Origin of the sequence: Kitasatospora brasiliensis (assembly GCF_032654805.1) — a bacterium.
GTDB lineage: Bacteria > Actinomycetota > Actinomycetes > Streptomycetales > Streptomycetaceae > Kitasatospora > Kitasatospora brasiliensis.
Genome location: NZ_JAUOOW010000004.1, coordinates 150,474 through 165,829, shown reverse-complemented (window position 1 = coordinate 165,829; position 15,356 = coordinate 150,474). Strand labels below are relative to the sequence as shown.

The 15,356-nt window shown below is 73.7% G+C and carries 13 protein-coding genes and 1 riboswitch; of the genes, 6 read left to right on the top strand and 7 right to left on the bottom strand.

What is annotated here, in order from left to right; all coding sequences use genetic code 11:
- Window positions 1-30 precede the first annotated feature (30 nt).
- Window positions 31-1,149, top strand: a complete 1,119-nt coding sequence (locus tag QWJ13_RS16855) for a CaiB/BaiF CoA transferase family protein (RefSeq protein WP_432277555.1) — start codon at window positions 31-33, stop codon at window positions 1,147-1,149.
- Window positions 1,146-2,318, top strand: a complete 1,173-nt coding sequence (locus tag QWJ13_RS16850) for an acyl-CoA dehydrogenase family protein (RefSeq protein WP_316525359.1) — start codon at window positions 1,146-1,148, stop codon at window positions 2,316-2,318. Before QWJ13_RS16855 ends, QWJ13_RS16850 begins: the two co-directional genes overlap by 4 nt.
- Before the next feature lie 160 nt (window positions 2,319-2,478).
- On the opposite strand, the gene QWJ13_RS16845 is transcribed toward QWJ13_RS16850, so the two are convergent.
- From QWJ13_RS16845 to QWJ13_RS16825, 5 genes are all read right to left on the bottom strand, one after another.
- A complete protein-coding gene (locus QWJ13_RS16845; RefSeq protein WP_316525358.1) occupies window positions 2,479-3,531 on the bottom strand; it encodes an ABC transporter permease in 1,053 nt (350 codons plus the stop codon).
- Window positions 3,532-3,738: 207 nt separating this feature from the next.
- The gene (locus tag QWJ13_RS16840) at window positions 3,739-5,325 is read right to left on the bottom strand and encodes an alpha-amylase family glycosyl hydrolase (RefSeq protein ID WP_316525357.1); all 1,587 of its coding nucleotides are present in this window, start codon (window positions 5,323-5,325) and stop codon (window positions 3,739-3,741) included.
- Window positions 5,326-5,449: 124 nt separating this feature from the next.
- The gene (locus QWJ13_RS16835; RefSeq protein ID WP_316525356.1) at window positions 5,450-6,166 is read right to left on the bottom strand and encodes a bifunctional 4-hydroxy-2-oxoglutarate aldolase/2-dehydro-3-deoxy-phosphogluconate aldolase; all 717 of its coding nucleotides are present in this window, start codon (window positions 6,164-6,166) and stop codon (window positions 5,450-5,452) included.
- On the bottom strand, window positions 6,163-7,785 hold the full coding sequence (locus QWJ13_RS16830) for an N-acyl-D-amino-acid deacylase family protein (protein ID WP_316525355.1): 1,623 nt from the start codon (window positions 7,783-7,785) through the stop codon (window positions 6,163-6,165). The genes QWJ13_RS16835 and QWJ13_RS16830 overlap by 4 nt, the downstream gene beginning before the upstream one ends.
- Window positions 7,785-9,086 (bottom strand): alanine racemase, encoded by a 1,302-nt coding sequence (locus QWJ13_RS16825; RefSeq protein ID WP_316525354.1) that lies wholly within the window; start codon window positions 9,084-9,086, stop codon window positions 7,785-7,787. Before QWJ13_RS16825 ends, QWJ13_RS16830 begins: the two co-directional genes overlap by 1 nt.
- Window positions 9,087-9,309: 223 nt before the next feature.
- Here QWJ13_RS16825 and QWJ13_RS16820 point away from each other — a divergent pair, with 223 nt between their 5' ends.
- From QWJ13_RS16820 to QWJ13_RS16805, 4 genes are all read left to right on the top strand, one after another.
- On the top strand, window positions 9,310-10,422 hold the full coding sequence (locus QWJ13_RS16820) for a sugar kinase (RefSeq protein WP_316525353.1): 1,113 nt from the start codon (window positions 9,310-9,312) through the stop codon (window positions 10,420-10,422).
- Between the two features lie 31 nt (window positions 10,423-10,453).
- Window positions 10,454-11,203, top strand: coding sequence for an IclR family transcriptional regulator (locus QWJ13_RS16815; RefSeq protein ID WP_316525352.1), 750 nt, complete (start codon window positions 10,454-10,456; stop codon window positions 11,201-11,203).
- 27 nt (window positions 11,204-11,230) lie between these two features.
- A complete protein-coding gene (locus tag QWJ13_RS16810; RefSeq protein WP_316525351.1) occupies window positions 11,231-11,641 on the top strand; it encodes a RidA family protein in 411 nt (136 codons plus the stop codon).
- 117 nt (window positions 11,642-11,758) lie between these two features.
- Window positions 11,759-11,986 (top strand): hypothetical protein, encoded by a 228-nt coding sequence (locus QWJ13_RS16805; RefSeq protein ID WP_316525350.1) that lies wholly within the window; start codon window positions 11,759-11,761, stop codon window positions 11,984-11,986.
- Window positions 11,987-12,011: 25 nt separating this feature from the next.
- Here the strand turns inward: QWJ13_RS16805 and QWJ13_RS16800 are convergent, their stop codons facing one another.
- Window positions 12,012-13,562 (bottom strand): APC family permease, encoded by a 1,551-nt coding sequence (locus tag QWJ13_RS16800; RefSeq protein ID WP_316525349.1) that lies wholly within the window; start codon window positions 13,560-13,562, stop codon window positions 12,012-12,014.
- A 339-nt stretch (window positions 13,563-13,901) separates the two neighbouring features.
- Entirely contained in the window at window positions 13,902-14,861 is a 960-nt protein-coding gene (locus QWJ13_RS16795) for a M23 family metallopeptidase (RefSeq protein WP_316525348.1), read from the bottom strand.
- A gap of 2 nt (window positions 14,862-14,863) precedes the next feature.
- Window positions 14,864-15,003, bottom strand: a riboswitch (cyclic di-AMP (ydaO/yuaA leader).
- Window positions 15,004-15,356: the final 353 nt, after the last annotated feature.

The following is a 15,356-nucleotide window of genomic DNA, read 5'->3' as shown; positions in this document are numbered from 1 at the left end:
GGCCGGGTCCTCGCCGCGCCCTACCTGACCATGCTGCTGGCCGACCTCGGCGCCGACGTGATCAAGGTCGAGCAGCCCGGCACCGGCGACGACACCCGCGCCTGGGGCCCGCCGCACGCCCAGGGCGAGGCCACCTACTTCCTCTCCGTCAACCGCAACAAGCGCTCCCTCACCCTCGACCTGCGCGACCCGGCCGACCAGGCCCGCGCCGTCGAACTCGTCCGCCGGGCCGACGTGCTGGTGGAGAACTTCCGCCCCGGCACGATGGACCGCCACGGACTCGGCCCGGCGAACGCCCAGAGCCTCAACCCGCGACTGGTCTACTGCTCGATCACCGGCTTCGGCTCCGGCCGAGGCGCCGAACTGCCCGGCTACGACCTGCTGGTGCAGGCCGTCGGCGGTCTGATGTCGGTCACCGGGCCGGCCCCCGGCGAGCCGGTGAAGGCCGGCGTCGCGCTGGTGGACGTCCTGACCGGGCTGCACGCGGCGGTCGGCGTGCTGGCCGCGCTGCGCGAGCGCGAGTCCACCGGCCGGGGCCAGCTGGTGGAACTGAACCTGCTCTCCACGCTGCTCTCCGGCCTGGTCAACCAGTCCGCCGGCTACACCCTGGCCGGCGCGGTGCCCGGCATCCTCGGCAACCGCCACCCGTCCATCGCGCCGTACGAGGTGTTCACCGCCGCCGACCGCCCGTTGGTCGTCGCGGTCGGCAACGACCGGCAGTTCGCCGCGCTCTGCCGGGGCGTGGGCGCGCCCGAGCTGGCCTCCGACCCGCGCTTCGCCACCAACTCCGACCGGGTCGCCCATGTGACGGAGCTCGCCCGCGAGCTCACCGCCCGGCTCGAACGGCGCACCGCCGCCGAGTGGTTCGCGCTGCTCACCCCACTCGGCGTGCCCTGCGGCCCGGTGAACGACCTGGCCGAGGCCTTCGACCTCGCCGACTCGCTCGGCCTGCACCCCCGGGCACCGCTGCCCGGCCCGGACGGCCGCCCGCTGGACCTGGTCGCCAACCCGATCGGCCTCTCCCGCACCCCGCCCCGCTACCAGCTGCCCCCGCCCCGGCTCGGCGAGCACACCGCCGAACTGACCGCCTGGCTGGACGCCCCCCACGACCGGCCCACACCCGACAAGCACCCCGAGGACCACGCATGAGCACCGCCATGTCCGACCCGCTCGACCTGATCGACTTCGCCACCCTGCTCACCGAGGAGGAGCGCGAGATCCAGGCCACCGTGGCCAAGTTCCTCGCCGACCGGGTCCGCCCGCACCTGCCGGAGTGGTTCGACAACGCCCACTTCGCCCGCGAACTCGCCCCCGAACTCGGCGCGTTGGGCCTGCTCGGGATGCACCTGGAGGGCTACGGCTGCGCCGGCACCAACGCCGTCTCCTACGGCCTGGCCTGCCTGGAACTGGAGGCCGCCGACTCCGGCTTCCGCAGCTTCGTCTCCGTCCAGGGCTCGCTCTCGATGTACTCGATCCACCGGTGGGGATCGGAGGAGCAGAAACGGGAGTGGCTGCCGAGGCTCGCCGCCGGCACCGCGATCGGCTGCTTCGGGCTCACCGAACCGGACTTCGGCAGCAACCCGGCCGGGATGCGCACCCGCGCGGTGCGCGACGGCTCGGACTGGATCCTCGACGGCACCAAGATGTGGATCACCAACGGCGGTATCGCGGACGTCGCCACCGTCTGGGCGAACACCGAGGACGGCGTGCGCGGCTTCCTCGTCCCGCGCGGCACGCCCGGCTTCACCACCCGCGACATCAGGCAGAAGCTGTCGCTGCGCGCCTCGGTCACCTCCGAGCTGCACCTGGACGGCGTCCGGCTGCCCGACGAGGCGCGGCTGCCGGGGGCGCGGGGGCTGCGCGGTCCGCTGTCCTGCCTGAACGAGGCGCGGTTCGGCATCCTGTTCGGCGCGGTCGGCGCCGCCCGGGACTCGCTCCAGGCGGCGCTGCGGTACGCGGACACGCGGGTCCAGTTCGACCGGCCGATCAGCGGCTTCCAGCTGACCCAGCGCAAGTTCGCCGACATGGCGCTCGCGCTCGGCAACTCCGCGCTGCTGGCCGTCCACCTCGGCCGGCTCAAGGACGGCGGGCGGCTGCGCGCGGAGCAGGTCAGCGTCGGCAAGCTCAACAACGTGCGCGAGGCGCTGGCGATCGCCCGCGAGTGCCGGACGGTCCTCGGGGCCAACGGCATCTCGCTGGAGTACTCGCCGATCCGGCACGCCAACAACCTGGAGTCGGTGCTGACCTACGAGGGCACCAGCGAGATCCACACCCTGGTGGTCGGCCAGGCGCTCACCGGGCAGGCGGCGTACCGGTAGAACGGCAGCGGCAGCGGCAGCGGCAGCGATAACGGTGGATCGGCACGTGCGACGGCCCGCGTCCGGCTTGTCCGGAGCCGGGCGCGGGCCGTCGATCCCCACCCGGTGCCGATGCCCGTGGCCCGGGTGAAGCCCCTGCGGGGCGGTCGTGGTCGGATGGTCAGACCGCGACCGCCTCCTCCATCTCCTCCTCGGCCTCCTGCGGCGTCTCCACCGGGCGCCGTCCACGGCCCTCGTACATCGCCGCGGCCACCATGGCCGCGCCGCCGAGCAGCAGCCAGACCAGCAGGGTCACCAGGTGCCCGCCGAGGCCCGCGCCGCCGTCGAAGTACAGGATGCTGCGTGCGCCCTCCAGGAAGCCGGCACCGGTCCAGAAGCCGTGCAGGCCCGCAAAGAAACCGTTCTGCAATTCCGGCTGGTAGACCCCGCCGGAGGAGGTGAAGTTCAGCATCACGAACAGCACCATCAGCGCCAGCGTGGTCCACTTCTTCAGGAAACTGTGCAGGCCGATGCCGATCAGCACGATGCCCGCCGAGTAGAGCCAGCCGAGCGCCCAGATCGCGGCGTGGTCGTGGTCGACCACCTGGAAGACCGGCCCCGCGGTGACGATCCCGATCACGCTGACCGCCAGCGAGACCACCACCCCGACCAGCGCCCGCACGGCGATGCTCAGCCCCGCGCCGGCCGCCCCGATCACCGCGACGCTCGCGTACGAGCCGATGCTCAGCGCGACCAGCAGGAAGAACAGGCCCTGACCGGTCGGGTCGCCCTTGGCGGGGGTGGTCAGGTCGGTGACGTGCAGCGGCACGCCCTGTTGGTCGGTGACGTTGGTGAACACCGCCGTGGCGGCCACCACCGAGGTTTCCGAGTTCCCCTTGGCGACGATCAGCTCGGGGCTCTTGGCGTCCGGGACGAAGGCCCCCACCAGCTCGCGGTCGCGCAGCTGCTGCTCGGCGGCGGCGCGGTCGTCCACGGTGCGCACGTCGAGCGCGTCCCCGGCCTTGGCCTGGATCGCCTGCGCCAGGCCCGTGGCCTGCGGCGTGGTGCCGACCACGGCCACCTCCAGGTGGTGCGGCTGCGGCTGGTGGAAGGCGCCCTGATAGGCGAGCGCCATGCCCAGGCACATCAGCAGCGGGGTGATCAGGTGGATGGCCAGGTGTTTGAGCGAGTGCCCCAGGGTGGGCGCTGCGGCGGGGTTCCGGGGTGTGCCCATGGTGTTCGTACCGTCCTCCGGTGGTGTCTCTCAGCTTCACTAGTGGGTGGCAAATACAACCAATACGGGTGGTGAATGCAACCAACTATCGATGTAGCTTACAACCATCCGACAGGGATCGAAAGCCGGGCCCCGCATCCGGCCCGGCTCCCTCGCCCGGCGCTCAGCCCGGGACCCCTTGCTCGGCCCGGACCGAAGGTCCCGCGCTCAGCCCAGATCGAAGATCCCGTACGAGAACCCGTCCGCCCGCAGCTCCCCGTCCGCCACCCGCACGCCCTGGACGTCCAGCGGTCGAATGACCCTCGACAGGTCCGACAGCCGTACGGCGGCCGGCTCCCGGCGCGGGTTGACCGCCACCAGGTACCGCCCGGCCCGGGTGTACACCAGCGGGTACCCGGCGTGCCGGACCTCCACCCCGCCGGCCGAACCCAGCCCCGGGTGCTCCCGGCGCAGCGAGATCAGCCGCCGGACGGTGTGCAGCAGCGAGGTCGGGTCGGCGCGCTGGGAGAGCACGTCCGGGCGGCGCGGGTCCGGGTCCACCGGCAGGTACAGCCGCTCGGGCGGCGCACTGGAGAAGCCGGCGGTCGGGCCCGGCGTCCACTGCATCGGAGTGCGCGAGCCGGCCCGGTTGAAGCCCGGGCCGAGCACGCTGCCCTCGGTGTCGGGCAGGCCCGGCAGGTAGCGCATGCCGATCTCGTCGCCGTAGTAGACGGCCGGGAGGGTGGGCCAGGTGAGCAGGAAGGCGAAGGCCGGGGCGAGTTGCTCGGCGGTGCGCGGGCCGGTGGCCAGCCGGGAGAAGTCGTGGTTGGCGGTGGGCAGCACGATCTGCCCGCTGCCCTCGGTGAGTTCGGCGGCGGAGCGCCAGGCGTCCAGGAAGGGCTGCGGGGTGCCCCGGCCCTCGGCCTCGAAGTAGCAGGCCTCCTGGTGCCAGAACTCCTCGACCGTCCCGCCGTTGTTGTTCCACAGCGAGCGCAGCGGCAGGCCGTGGTCCTCGCCGCCGAAGTGCAGGAAGAAGTCGGCGTGGAAGCCGGCCGCGACGGCGGCGGCCGGGTCCCCCCACTCGGCGAGCAGGGCGGCCTCGGGGTGGGTGCGGTCCAGCCAGTCGCGCAGCTCGGTCCAGAGCTTGGCGGTCTCCACCTTGCCCGGGTCGTCCTTGACCAGCGAGTACGCCATGTCCACCCGGAAGCCGGAGATCCCGAGGCCGAGCCAGTGCGCCATGATCCCGCGCAGTGCCGAGCGGTTGGCGCGCGGGCCGTCCGCGTCCACCGCCTGCCGCCAGGGCTCCGCCGAACTGCTGCGGGCGTAGCCGAAGTTGAGCGCGGGCTGGCAGTCGAAGAAGTTCGGCCGATACCAGCCGGGGCGGCTGCCGGGCGAGGCGACGAAGCCGTCCACCGGGCGGTCGGACCAGATGTACCGGTGGTCGGACGGGTCCTCGGCGGAGGCCAGGAACCAGGGGTGACGGTCGGAGGTGTGCCCGGCGACCAGGTCCAGCAGGACCCGGATGCCCTTGCGGCGGGCGGCCTCGACCAGGGCCGCCAGGTCCTCGGCGCTGCCGTAGCGCGGGGCGGGGGCGAGGTAGTCGGTGACGTCGTACCCGGCGTCGCGGAACGGCGAGGCGAAGCAGGGATTGAGCCAGACGGTGTCGACGCCGAGCCAGGAGAGGTGGTCCAGGTGCGCGGCGATGCCGGCGAAGTCCCCGATGCCGTCACCGTCGGAGTCGGCGAAGGTCTGCGGGTAGATCTGGTAGAGCACGGCGTCGGCGAGCCAGTCGGGGCCGGGGCGGGTCGAGGTCATGGCGGTTCCTCCTGCCGGGTCCGGGGCCCGGACGTGGCCGGGCGGGGAGGGAGTTGAGCCGGGTGCCCCCGATTCTCGTCCAATCCCGGCCGTCCCGACAGCCCGCCTCGCCCGCCGACGCCCCTTACTCTCCAGCTTCCCCGCAGGCCGCCGTGAACGCGCGGGCCCGCCGGGTGATCTCCGCCCAGTCCCCCGCCGCGACCACGTCCGGCGGCACCACGTCCGTTCCCGCGCAGACCGCGAGGGCGCCGTGCGCCAGGAACTCGGCCGCGTTGCCCGCGTTCACCCCGCCGGAGGCCACCAGTGGGACGTCGGGGTACGGGCCGCGCAGGTCCTTGAAGTAGCCGGGGCCGAACGCCCGGGCCGGGAAGATCTTGACGGCGGCGGAGCCGAGGTCCACCGCGTGCGCCACCTCGGTCGGGGTGAGCGCCCCGAGCACCACCGGCACCCCGGCGGCGGCCCCCGCCTCGGCGACCTCCGGGCGGCAGCCGGGGGTGACCAGGAAGGACGCCCCGGCCTCGATCCCGCGCCGGGCCTGCTCGGCGGTCAGCACCGTCCCGACGCCGACCCGCCAGCCGGCCTTCGAGGCCTGGAGCAGATGATCCGTCACATTCGGTGTGGTGTAGGTGAATTCGGTCAGGTTGATGCCGCCATCGGCGAGTGCGGCGCAGAGCGCGGCGGCGTCGGGGATCCGGGGTGCGCGGACCACCGCGATCACCGGGTCGGCGCGCAACAGCTCGCGCAGCGACTCCTGCGAGGCTTCACCCAGCGGTTCACGCAGCAGCGCGCTTGGCAACTCACTCGGCGGCGAAGGATCGGTCGTGGCGGGGTGCTCGGTCATATGGCCAGGGTTCCTCGGTCGGTGCGGCGCAGGGCGCGCCCGGGGCGGGCCCCGGTGGTGCGGCCCTGCCGGACGACGGCGGTGCCGTTGACGTACACGTACTCGATGCCCTCGGCGGGCCGCCGGGGGTGCTCGAAGGTGGCGGCGTCCCGGACGGCGTCGGGGTCGAGGAGCACCAGGTCGGCGTGGTGGCCGGGGGCGATCCGGCCGCGCCGGTCCAGGCCCAGCCGGGCGGCGGGGCGCCCGGTCATCCGGGCGATCGTCTCCTCCAGCGTCAGGACGCCCAACTCCCGGCTGTAGTGGCCGAGGTAGCGCGGGAAGGTGCCCCAGGCCCGCGGATGCGGCCGGGACCCGACCAGCAGCCCGTCGCTGCCGACGGTGTGGGCGCGGTGGCGCATGATCGCCCGGACGTTGTCCTCGTGCCCGACGTGCTGGAGGATCGTGGTGCCCAACTCGTCCCGGCGCAGCAGGTCCAGGAACACCTCGGTGCCGGTCCGTCGCTCCTCCACGGCGAGTTCGGCGACGGTACGGCCGACCGCCCCGGCGAGCGAGGCCGAGCGGACGCCGGAGATCTGGATCGTCGTCCAGTCGGTGACCACGCCGTGGCAGCCGTCGCTGCCCTTCTCCTCCACCTCGTACCGGATCCTGGCGCACTGCGCCGGGTCGGAGAGCCGGGCCAGCGTCGCGGCCGGGCCGCCTTCGGTGGCCCAACTGGGCAGCAGGGCGGCCAGGGTGGTGGATCCGGGCAGGTAGGGGTAGCTGTCCAGGGTGAGGTCGACGCCGTCGGCCAGCGCCTGGTCGAGCAGTTCCAGCAGTTCGCCGGCCCGGCCCCGGTTGACCCTGAAGTTCATCGTGGCGTGGGTCAGGTGCAGTGCGCAGCCGCTCTGCCGGGCGATCTCCACCATCTCCGCGTATCCCTCCAACGCCCCTTCGCCGTAGGAGCGTTGGTGCGGGGCGTGGAACCCGCCGTAGGCCGCGACGACGGTGCACAGCTCGACCAGCTCGGCGGTGTCGGCGTACATCCCGGGGGTGTAGCTGAGGCCGCTGGACATGCCGACCGCACCGTCCAGCAGGCTCTTCGCCAGCACCTGCCGCATCCGGTCGAGTTCGGCCGGGGTGGGCGCGCGGTTGGCCCAGCCCATGGCGAGCATCCGCAGCGTGCCGTGCGGTACGAGGTAGCAGGCGTTGACGGCGACACCGGTGCGGTCGATGCGGTCCAGGTAGCCGGCGACGTCCCGCCAGTCCCAGTCGAAGCCGTCCGGATCGCCGTTCCAGCCGGCGAGTTGGCGGCGCAGCGCGGGCAGCGTGATGCCGTCCACCGGGGCGTAGGACAGGCCGTCCTGGCCGAGGACCTCGCAGGTGACGCCCTGGGTGACCTTGGCCGGGTGTTCGGGTTCGCGCAGCAGGGCGAGGTCGGAGTGGGCGTGCATGTCGATGAAGCCGGGGGCCAGGACCAGCCCGTCGGCGTCCACCACCTCGGGCGCGTCCAGGCCCTCGCCGATTTCGGCGATCAGGCCGTCGGCGATCCGGACGTCCGCCCGGTAGCGCTCGGCGCCGGTGCCGTCGACGACGGTCGCGCCCCGGAAGACCGTCGCCCGGGCCGATCTCTGCCCGGGCATCAGAAGAACGTCCTGACCAGGCCGGTGACCTTCGGCTCGGCCGCGTTCGCGTCGTCCAGCACCGGGATGGCCGTCCACTTGTCGAAGGCCGTGCACGGGTGCGAGACGCCCAGCCGCAGCACCGCGCCGATCGGCGCGAGGTCGCCCGCGTCGCGCAGGAAGGCGTGCTGGTCGTTGAGCGCGGTGATCCTGGCCGCGGTGCCGGTCAACTCGGCGCCGCCGCGTACCCGTTGCGGCTCCGGCAGGCCCTCGTCGAAGGGCAGGTCGCGCTTGCCGGCGTCCAGCAGCGCGAGCTGCGGCTCGGGCCGGGAGACCACCCGGGCCCAGCCGTGCAGCGCGCCGCGGAACGGCACCTCCCCGCCGCCGCGGGCCAGCGGCGAGATGCCCCGGTAGAAGCCGTCGTCGTGGGCGATGTACGCCCCCGAGCGCAGCACCACGAACGCCTCCGGCAGCTTCGCCAGCTCCTCGACCACCAGGTCGAAGTAGGCGCTGCCGCCGGCCGAGACCACCGGCCGCACGCCGTCCGGGTAGGCGCCGGCGAGCCGGCCGTGCAGTTCGCCGAGCTCCCGGAGGTAGCCGCGGACGGCGGCCAGCCCCTCGGCCGAGGCGTCGTGGGCGAGCGCGCCCTCGTAGCCGCCGACTCCGGCCAGGCGCAGCGTGGGGGCGCGCAGCACCGCGGCGGCGACCGCGACCGCGGCGTCCACCCCGCGGGCGCCGGTCCGCCCGCCGGGGCCGCCGAGTTCGACCATCACCTCGATCGGGCGCTCGGCTCCGGCGGCGCGCAGCGCCTCGTCCATCAGGCGCACGCTCTCGACGGAGTCGACCCAGGAGAGGAAGGCGAAGTCCGGGTCGGCGGCGAGCTCCTCGGCCAGCCAGGCGAGTCCGGCCGGGTCGAGCAGGGTGTTGGCGAGCAGGACGCGCTGCACCCCGAAGGCCCGGGCGATCCACACCTGGGGCAGGTTGGCGAGCGTGATGCCGTGGCTGCCGGCGTCGAGCTGGGCCTGCCAGAGGGCGGGCGCCATGGTGGTCTTGCCGTGCGGGGCGAGCGCGACCCCGGCCTTGGCGCACCAGTGGGCCATGGTGCGGATGTTGTGGTCGAGGGCGGCGCCGTCGAGGGTGAGCAGCGGGGTGCCGAGCGAGGAGAGGGTGGGGCCGGTGGCGAGCCACTCCCGGGTGGTGCGGCCCCACGCGCCGGGTGGCGCGGCCTTGAACCGCCAGTCGAGCGGTTCGTCGGCCAGGGCGGCCACCGCGCCGCGGGCGATGCCCGGCCCGGTCGCACTGCTTGTGAAGGTCTGCTCCACCGTGTTCCTCCATCCGCACAGGTTGCAACATGTGCAACGAGGGTTGCACATGCTGGCAGCACGGTTCTAGCATCGGCGCCGGATCACGGTCAACGGACCTGACTCCCGGTCAACGGGGTCGACTCGGGTACGGCGCTCACCGGCAACGCGGCGCCCACCGGCAACGGAGTCGACCCGGTGGGCCCGCTCTCGACGGAACGGCCGCAGACGAGGAGCCCCGCACATGCCGCGACAGGACACCCAGGGCCCGACCCGCCCCGGCCCTCCCCCGACGGCCGTGTGCGTGGGCGAGTCGATGGCCGTCCTGCTGCCGGACCGTCCCGGCCCGCTGGAGTCGGTGGGCAGCTTCCGGCTGTCCGTGGGCGGCGCCGAGTCCAACGTGGCCGGCGCGCTGGCCGCGCTCGGGGTGCCGACCGCCTGGATCAGCCGGGTCGGTGACGACGGCTTCGGCCGCCGGCTGCTCGCCGAGGTCGCCGCCCGCGGGGTGGACGTCTCGGGGGTCGCCGTCGACCCGCACCGCCCGACCGGCCTCTACCTCAAGGAGGTCGGCGGCACCACCGGCGACCGCCACGACCTCGGCCCCGGCCGCAGTCGGCTGCACTACCACCGGCGCGGCTCGGCGGCCGCGGCGCTCTCCCCCGAGCTGCTCGCCGACCCGGCGGCGGCCGCCCTGCTGGCCGGCGCCCGGCTGCTGCACCTGTCCGGCATCACCGCCGCGCTCTCCGACGACTGCCTGGCCCTGCTGGGCGCGCTGCTCGCCGACCGCCGCCCGGGCCGGACGGTCAGCTTCGACCTCAACTGGCGCCCCTCGCTCTGGCGCGAGCGCGACCCGGCCGTGCTGCCGCCGCTGCTGGACGCCGCGGACCTGCTGCTGCTCGGCGCCGACGAGGCCGAGGCCGCCTTCGGCACCGGCGACCCGGCCACCCTGCGCCGCCGCTTCCCCTCCCCGGCCACCGTGGTGGTCAAGGACGCCGCCAGACAGGTGACCGCCCTGGACCGGGACGGTACGGCGGTCACCGAGCCGGCCCTCGCGGTCGAGGTGGTCGAGGCCACCGGCGCCGGCGACGCCTTCGCGGCCGGCTACCTGGCCGGCACCGTCCGGGGCCTGGACCAGCGCCGCCGGCTGCGGCTCGGCCACCTCAGCGCCGCCTGCGCGCTGACCGCCCACGGCGACCAGGCCGAGCTGCCGGACCCCGCCGTGGTGGCCGCCCTGCTCGACGCCTCCCCCGCCCAGTGGGCCGCCACCCGGGTCACCGCGGCGGGCATCACCGGCCCGGCCCTGCGCTGCGGCCCGACCGACCGGGCGCCGTCCGCCGACCGGTCCCGGGCACAATGAGCGGGAACCCCAGCCCTCGAAGCGGAGCACGATGAGCCAGACCGTCACCCGCGCCCTGCGCATCCTCGCCGAACTCGGCGAGGGCGAGCGCTCCCTCGACCAGCTCGCCGAGGTGCTCGGCGTCCACAAGACGACCGTGCTGCGGCTGCTCCAGAGCCTGGAAGAGGAACGATTCGTCTACCGCGACGCGGCCTACCGCTACCACCTGGGCGCCGGTCTCTTCGCCCTCTCCGGCCTGGCCCTGGAGCAGCGCGGGGTGCGCCGGATCGCCGCCCCGCACCTGGCCGAGCTGAACGCCGCCACCGGCCAGACCGTGCACCTGGCCGCGTACGAGGGCGGCGAGGTGGTCTACATCGACAAGTTCGACTCCCGCCACCCGGTCAGGATGTACTCCCGGATCGGCCTGCGCGCCGCCCTGCACAGCGCCGCCGTCTCCAAGGTGCTGCTGGCCGACCTCCCGCTGCCCGAGCGGCGCCGGGTGGTGGCCGGGATCGACTTCACCCCGCACACCGAGCGCACCCTGACCACCCCCGAGGCGCTGCTCGCGGAGCTGGAGAAGGTCGCCGCCCAGGGCTGGGCGCAGGACCACGCCGAGCACGAGTCCTTCATCAACTGCGTGGCCGCGCCGGTCCGGGACGCCAGCGGCCGGGTGGTCGCCGCCGCCTCCATCTCCGTCCCGGACGTGGTCCTGCCGTACGAGCAGGTGCTGGACCTGCTCCCGCAGCTGCTCGCCACCACCCGCGCCGTGTCGGCCGACTGCGGCCGCCCCGACCACATCTGACGCCCCATCAACGAGTAAGGAACCCCGATGTCCTCCGACAAGACCGAGATCCGCACCGACGGCGCCCCCGCCCCCGCCTGGATGTTCTCCCAGGGCGTCCGCAAGGGCCCGATCCTCCAGGTCTCTGGCCAGGGCCCGCAGGACCCGGCCACCGGCGAGTACCTGCACCACGGCGACGTGAAGGCACAGACCCGCCGCACCCTGGAGAACGTCAAGGCCATCGTCGAGGCCGGCGGCGCCACCATCGAGGACGTGGTGATGTTCCGCGTCTACCTCACCAAGCGCGCCGACTTCCCGCTGATGAACGAGGTCTACGCCGAGTTCATCGACGAGAACGTCAAGCCCGGCGGCGTGAAGCCGTGCCGCACCACGATCTTCGTCGAGCTGCCGCAGGAGCCGATGCTGGTCGAGATCGACGCCCAGGCCGTCGTCTCCTGACGACCCGCCGCGCCGAAGGGCCCGGACGCCACCCCCGCGTCCGGGCCCTTCCGCCTGCTTGCCACACCTCCACTCGGACATTAGGTTAGGCTCACCTAACTAACTGGAGGTCCGTCCATGAGCCTGCCCACCGGCGATCCCGAGGTCCCCGAGCCCACCACCGCCGAACGGGTCCGCAGCCTGCTCGGCACGACCTCCTCGCTCACCGTCCGCGCCCTGGGCGAGCAACACCACCTGGACACCCCGGTCTCCGTGCACGGCTCCCGGCTGCGGCTGCGCGCCGCCCTGGACGACCCGCTGACCGCGGCCGCCGCCCAGCACGGCCTGCCGGTCCACCGGCACTGACCCTTCCCCCAGCCGGGCCGCCCGGTCAGCGCTCGACCGCGTCCTCCAGCACCACCCGCCCCATCCGCGCGTACAGCTCCGGCCGCCACCGGCGCACCACGAGCGCCAGCACCACCCCGCCCACGAACACCCCGATCACCAGGTACGGGATCAGCCGGAACAGCAGCGTGTGCGCGGCCGCCCCGGCCGCGGCGTCCTTGTTGAGCACCAGCAGCACCACCACCCCGGCCATCGCCGCCCCGCCCACCAGCGGCGCGACCAGCGTCCGGAACCAGTGCGCGGTCTCCGGATGCCGCCGCAGCACGTGGAAGTAGCCGACCACGGCGAAGGAGCAGAGCGTCTGCACCACCAGGATCGCCATCGTCCCGAGCAGCGCCAGCAGCGTGTACAGGTGCGCGTACGGGTCCATCCCGGCCGCCAGGAACCCCGCCACCAGCCCCGCCGCGGTCAGCGACTGCGCCACCGAGGCGACGTACGGCGAGCCGTGCCGCGGGTGGGTACGGCCGAGCGCCGGGAGCAGCAGCCCCTCCCGTCCGATCGCGTACAGGTAGCGGGCCGCGCACTGGTGGAAGGCCATCGCGCAGGCGAACGAGCCGCTGACGACCAGCCATTGGAACACCTTCACCGCCCAGGCCCCCAGGTGGGCGCGCAACGGGTCGAAGAACAGGCTGTTGCCGTCCTTGCCCGGCACCGTGCCGCTCGCCACCGCGATGGCGTGCTCGACTCCGTTGCCGGAGACGATCATCCAGGACACGAAGACGTAGAACAGCCCGACCCCGACCACCGAGATCAGCGTCGCCCGCGGCACCACCCGCTTCGGGTCGCGGGACTCCTCGCCGTACATCGCGGTCGACTCGAAGCCCACCCAGGACCAGAACGCGAAGAACAGTCCGAGCCCGGCCGCCTCCGCACCCGAACTCCCCACTCCCTTCAGCGAGTTCAGTGGGTTCAGGGAGCCGGGCAGCAGACCTTCCGGCCCGCCGCCGGAGCACAGCACGGCCAGCGAGACCGCGCCCAGCACCCCGATCTCCAGCACCAGGGCGATCCCCAGCACCTTGGCCGTCAGGTGCAGGTCGAACCAGGCCATCACCCCGATCACCGCGACCCCGGCCAACGCGTACCAGCCCCAGCCGAGTTCCACCCCCAGCTGCGAACGGACCAGCCCGCGCAGGGAGTAGGCGAAGAAGCCGATCGCCGAGGCCTCGGTGACGACGTACGCGAGCACCGCCAGCAGCCCCGAGGCCATCCCGACCACCCGCCCCAGCCCGTGCGAGATGTAGCCGTAGAACGCCCCGGCGGCGGTGATGTGCCGGGCCATCGCCACGTACCCGATCGAGAACACCGTCAGCGCGACGGTCGCCACCACGTACGCGGCGGGCGCGCCACCGCCGTTGCCCTGGCCGACGATGATCGGCAGGTTGCCCGTCATCGCGGTGATCGGGGCGGCGCCGGCGAGCGCCATGAACACCACGCCGGCCAGGCCGACCGAGTCCGCCTTCAGCCGGTCGACCCCGTCGGGCCCGGACCGCTCCCGCCCGGCCGTCTCCCCCGCCACGCCCTCGCTCCGGACCGCCATCCGGCCTCCTCGACTCCCGGACCCGCCCGCCCGCCGGACCGGCCGGGCGCTGACCGTCCGACAGCATCGCGCGGCCGCGAAGCCCGCGACACCGGCGATCGACGCCCCGCGCACCGGAGTTGACGCCGCGTTCGACGGGTCGAACGGAGCGGGAACGACAGCGGCCGGCCCGGCCGTACGAGGAGTTCCCCGTACGGCCGGGCCGGCCTGGGCGTGTCCCGCGCCCATGGCCGCCGTGCGGCGATCACCCGGTCGAGCGGTCACCCGACATGACCATCCCGGAGGATCGGTTCGCCCGCAGCAGCGGTGGTTCCTGGTTCCTACTGCCGAGCCTCAGGCTCAGAGCGCGACGCCGTGCGCGCGCAGGAAGGCGACCGGGTTGATGTCCGAGCCGTACTCCGAGCCGTTGCGGATCTCGAAGTGCAGGTGCGGGCCGGTCACGTTGCCGGTGGCGCCGGAGAGGCCGATCTGCTGGCCGGCGGTGACGCTCTGACCGATCTTCACACCGATCTTGGAGAGGTGCGCGTACTCGGCGTAGTGGCCGTCGGCGAGCTTGATCTCGACCTCGTTGCCGTAGGCACCACCGTTGCCGGCCTTGACCACGACACCGTTGGCGATCGCGCGCAGCGGGGTGCCGGTGGCGGCGACGAAGTCCTGACCGGTGTGGTGGCCGGAGGCCCACATCGAGCCGGCCACGCCGTAGGCGGTGCCCAGCTTCGGGTTGGCCAGCGGGGCGACGAAGCCGGAGGTGGCGGCGGCGACCGGAGTGGCGGTCACGGCCTGGGTCGGGGTGGCGACCTGGAGCTGGGTCTGGAGCTGCGCGGCCGGCTGGGCGGCCTCGGTCCGCACCTGGACCTGGGCCTGGGCCTGCGGCTCGGCGGCCTGGGTCGCCGGGGCGGCCGGCTTGGCCGGGGCCGCGGGCTTCGCCGGGGCGGCGTCGGCGGCGTGGCCCGGCAGCGCGAGCTGCTGGCCAGGGAAGATCAGGTCCGGGTTGGCGCCGACGACCGAGCGGTTCTGCTCGTACAGCGCGTGCCAGCCGCCCTCGACGTCCTTGACGTCGGCGATCTTGGACAGGGTGTCGCCACTGACGACGCGGTAGCTCTCCGACGCGGCGGAAGCGGCCGGAGCGGCCGACTTGGCGGCGGAAGCGGCCTGCGCGGCCGGAGCAGCCGGAGCCTGGTGGGCCTGGGCGCTGATCGCGGTCACCAGCGGAAGGGCGAACGACACACCGGTGACGGCGGTGGCGATGCCGATGCGGGCGGCGCGGGGCAGGGCGATACGACGAGCCTGAGCAGGCATGGAATTTTCCTCTCCGACGCCTGCGAGGTGAGCTGTCGGGTTCGGGCTGGAGTTGCCCGGCCGCGCATGCGCGGCTTCACCCCGAGCCGGTCCTGGACGCCCGCGCACTGAGGCGCGAACTCCGGTCCGGCGACTTACCTGTGGGTCCCCCGCTCCTGCCGTACAGAGTTCGTTTCGAACCACCGGGCAGCGGCAGGACTCGGCGTTCCACCCGGCGGATCCGTCCGGACTGGCCGGGCGGTCGCTGAACTAAAACCCATCCGTTCGGGTGAAGCAATGTCGATCTCTTGAAACGGCGACGACCCCCCGCCCCCCGGTGACCCTCCGCAGGCCCGACCACACGATACGTACACAACCCATTCACTCCCGGCCACTGATCCACGACCCTGCGCCGAGATTCACGACACCGCGCACCCGCCCGCTCACCCACCGCATCCGGCCAACACGCCCACCGGTGACCCTTGTCACGTACGCCCCGGACAACGCAGGATTCGC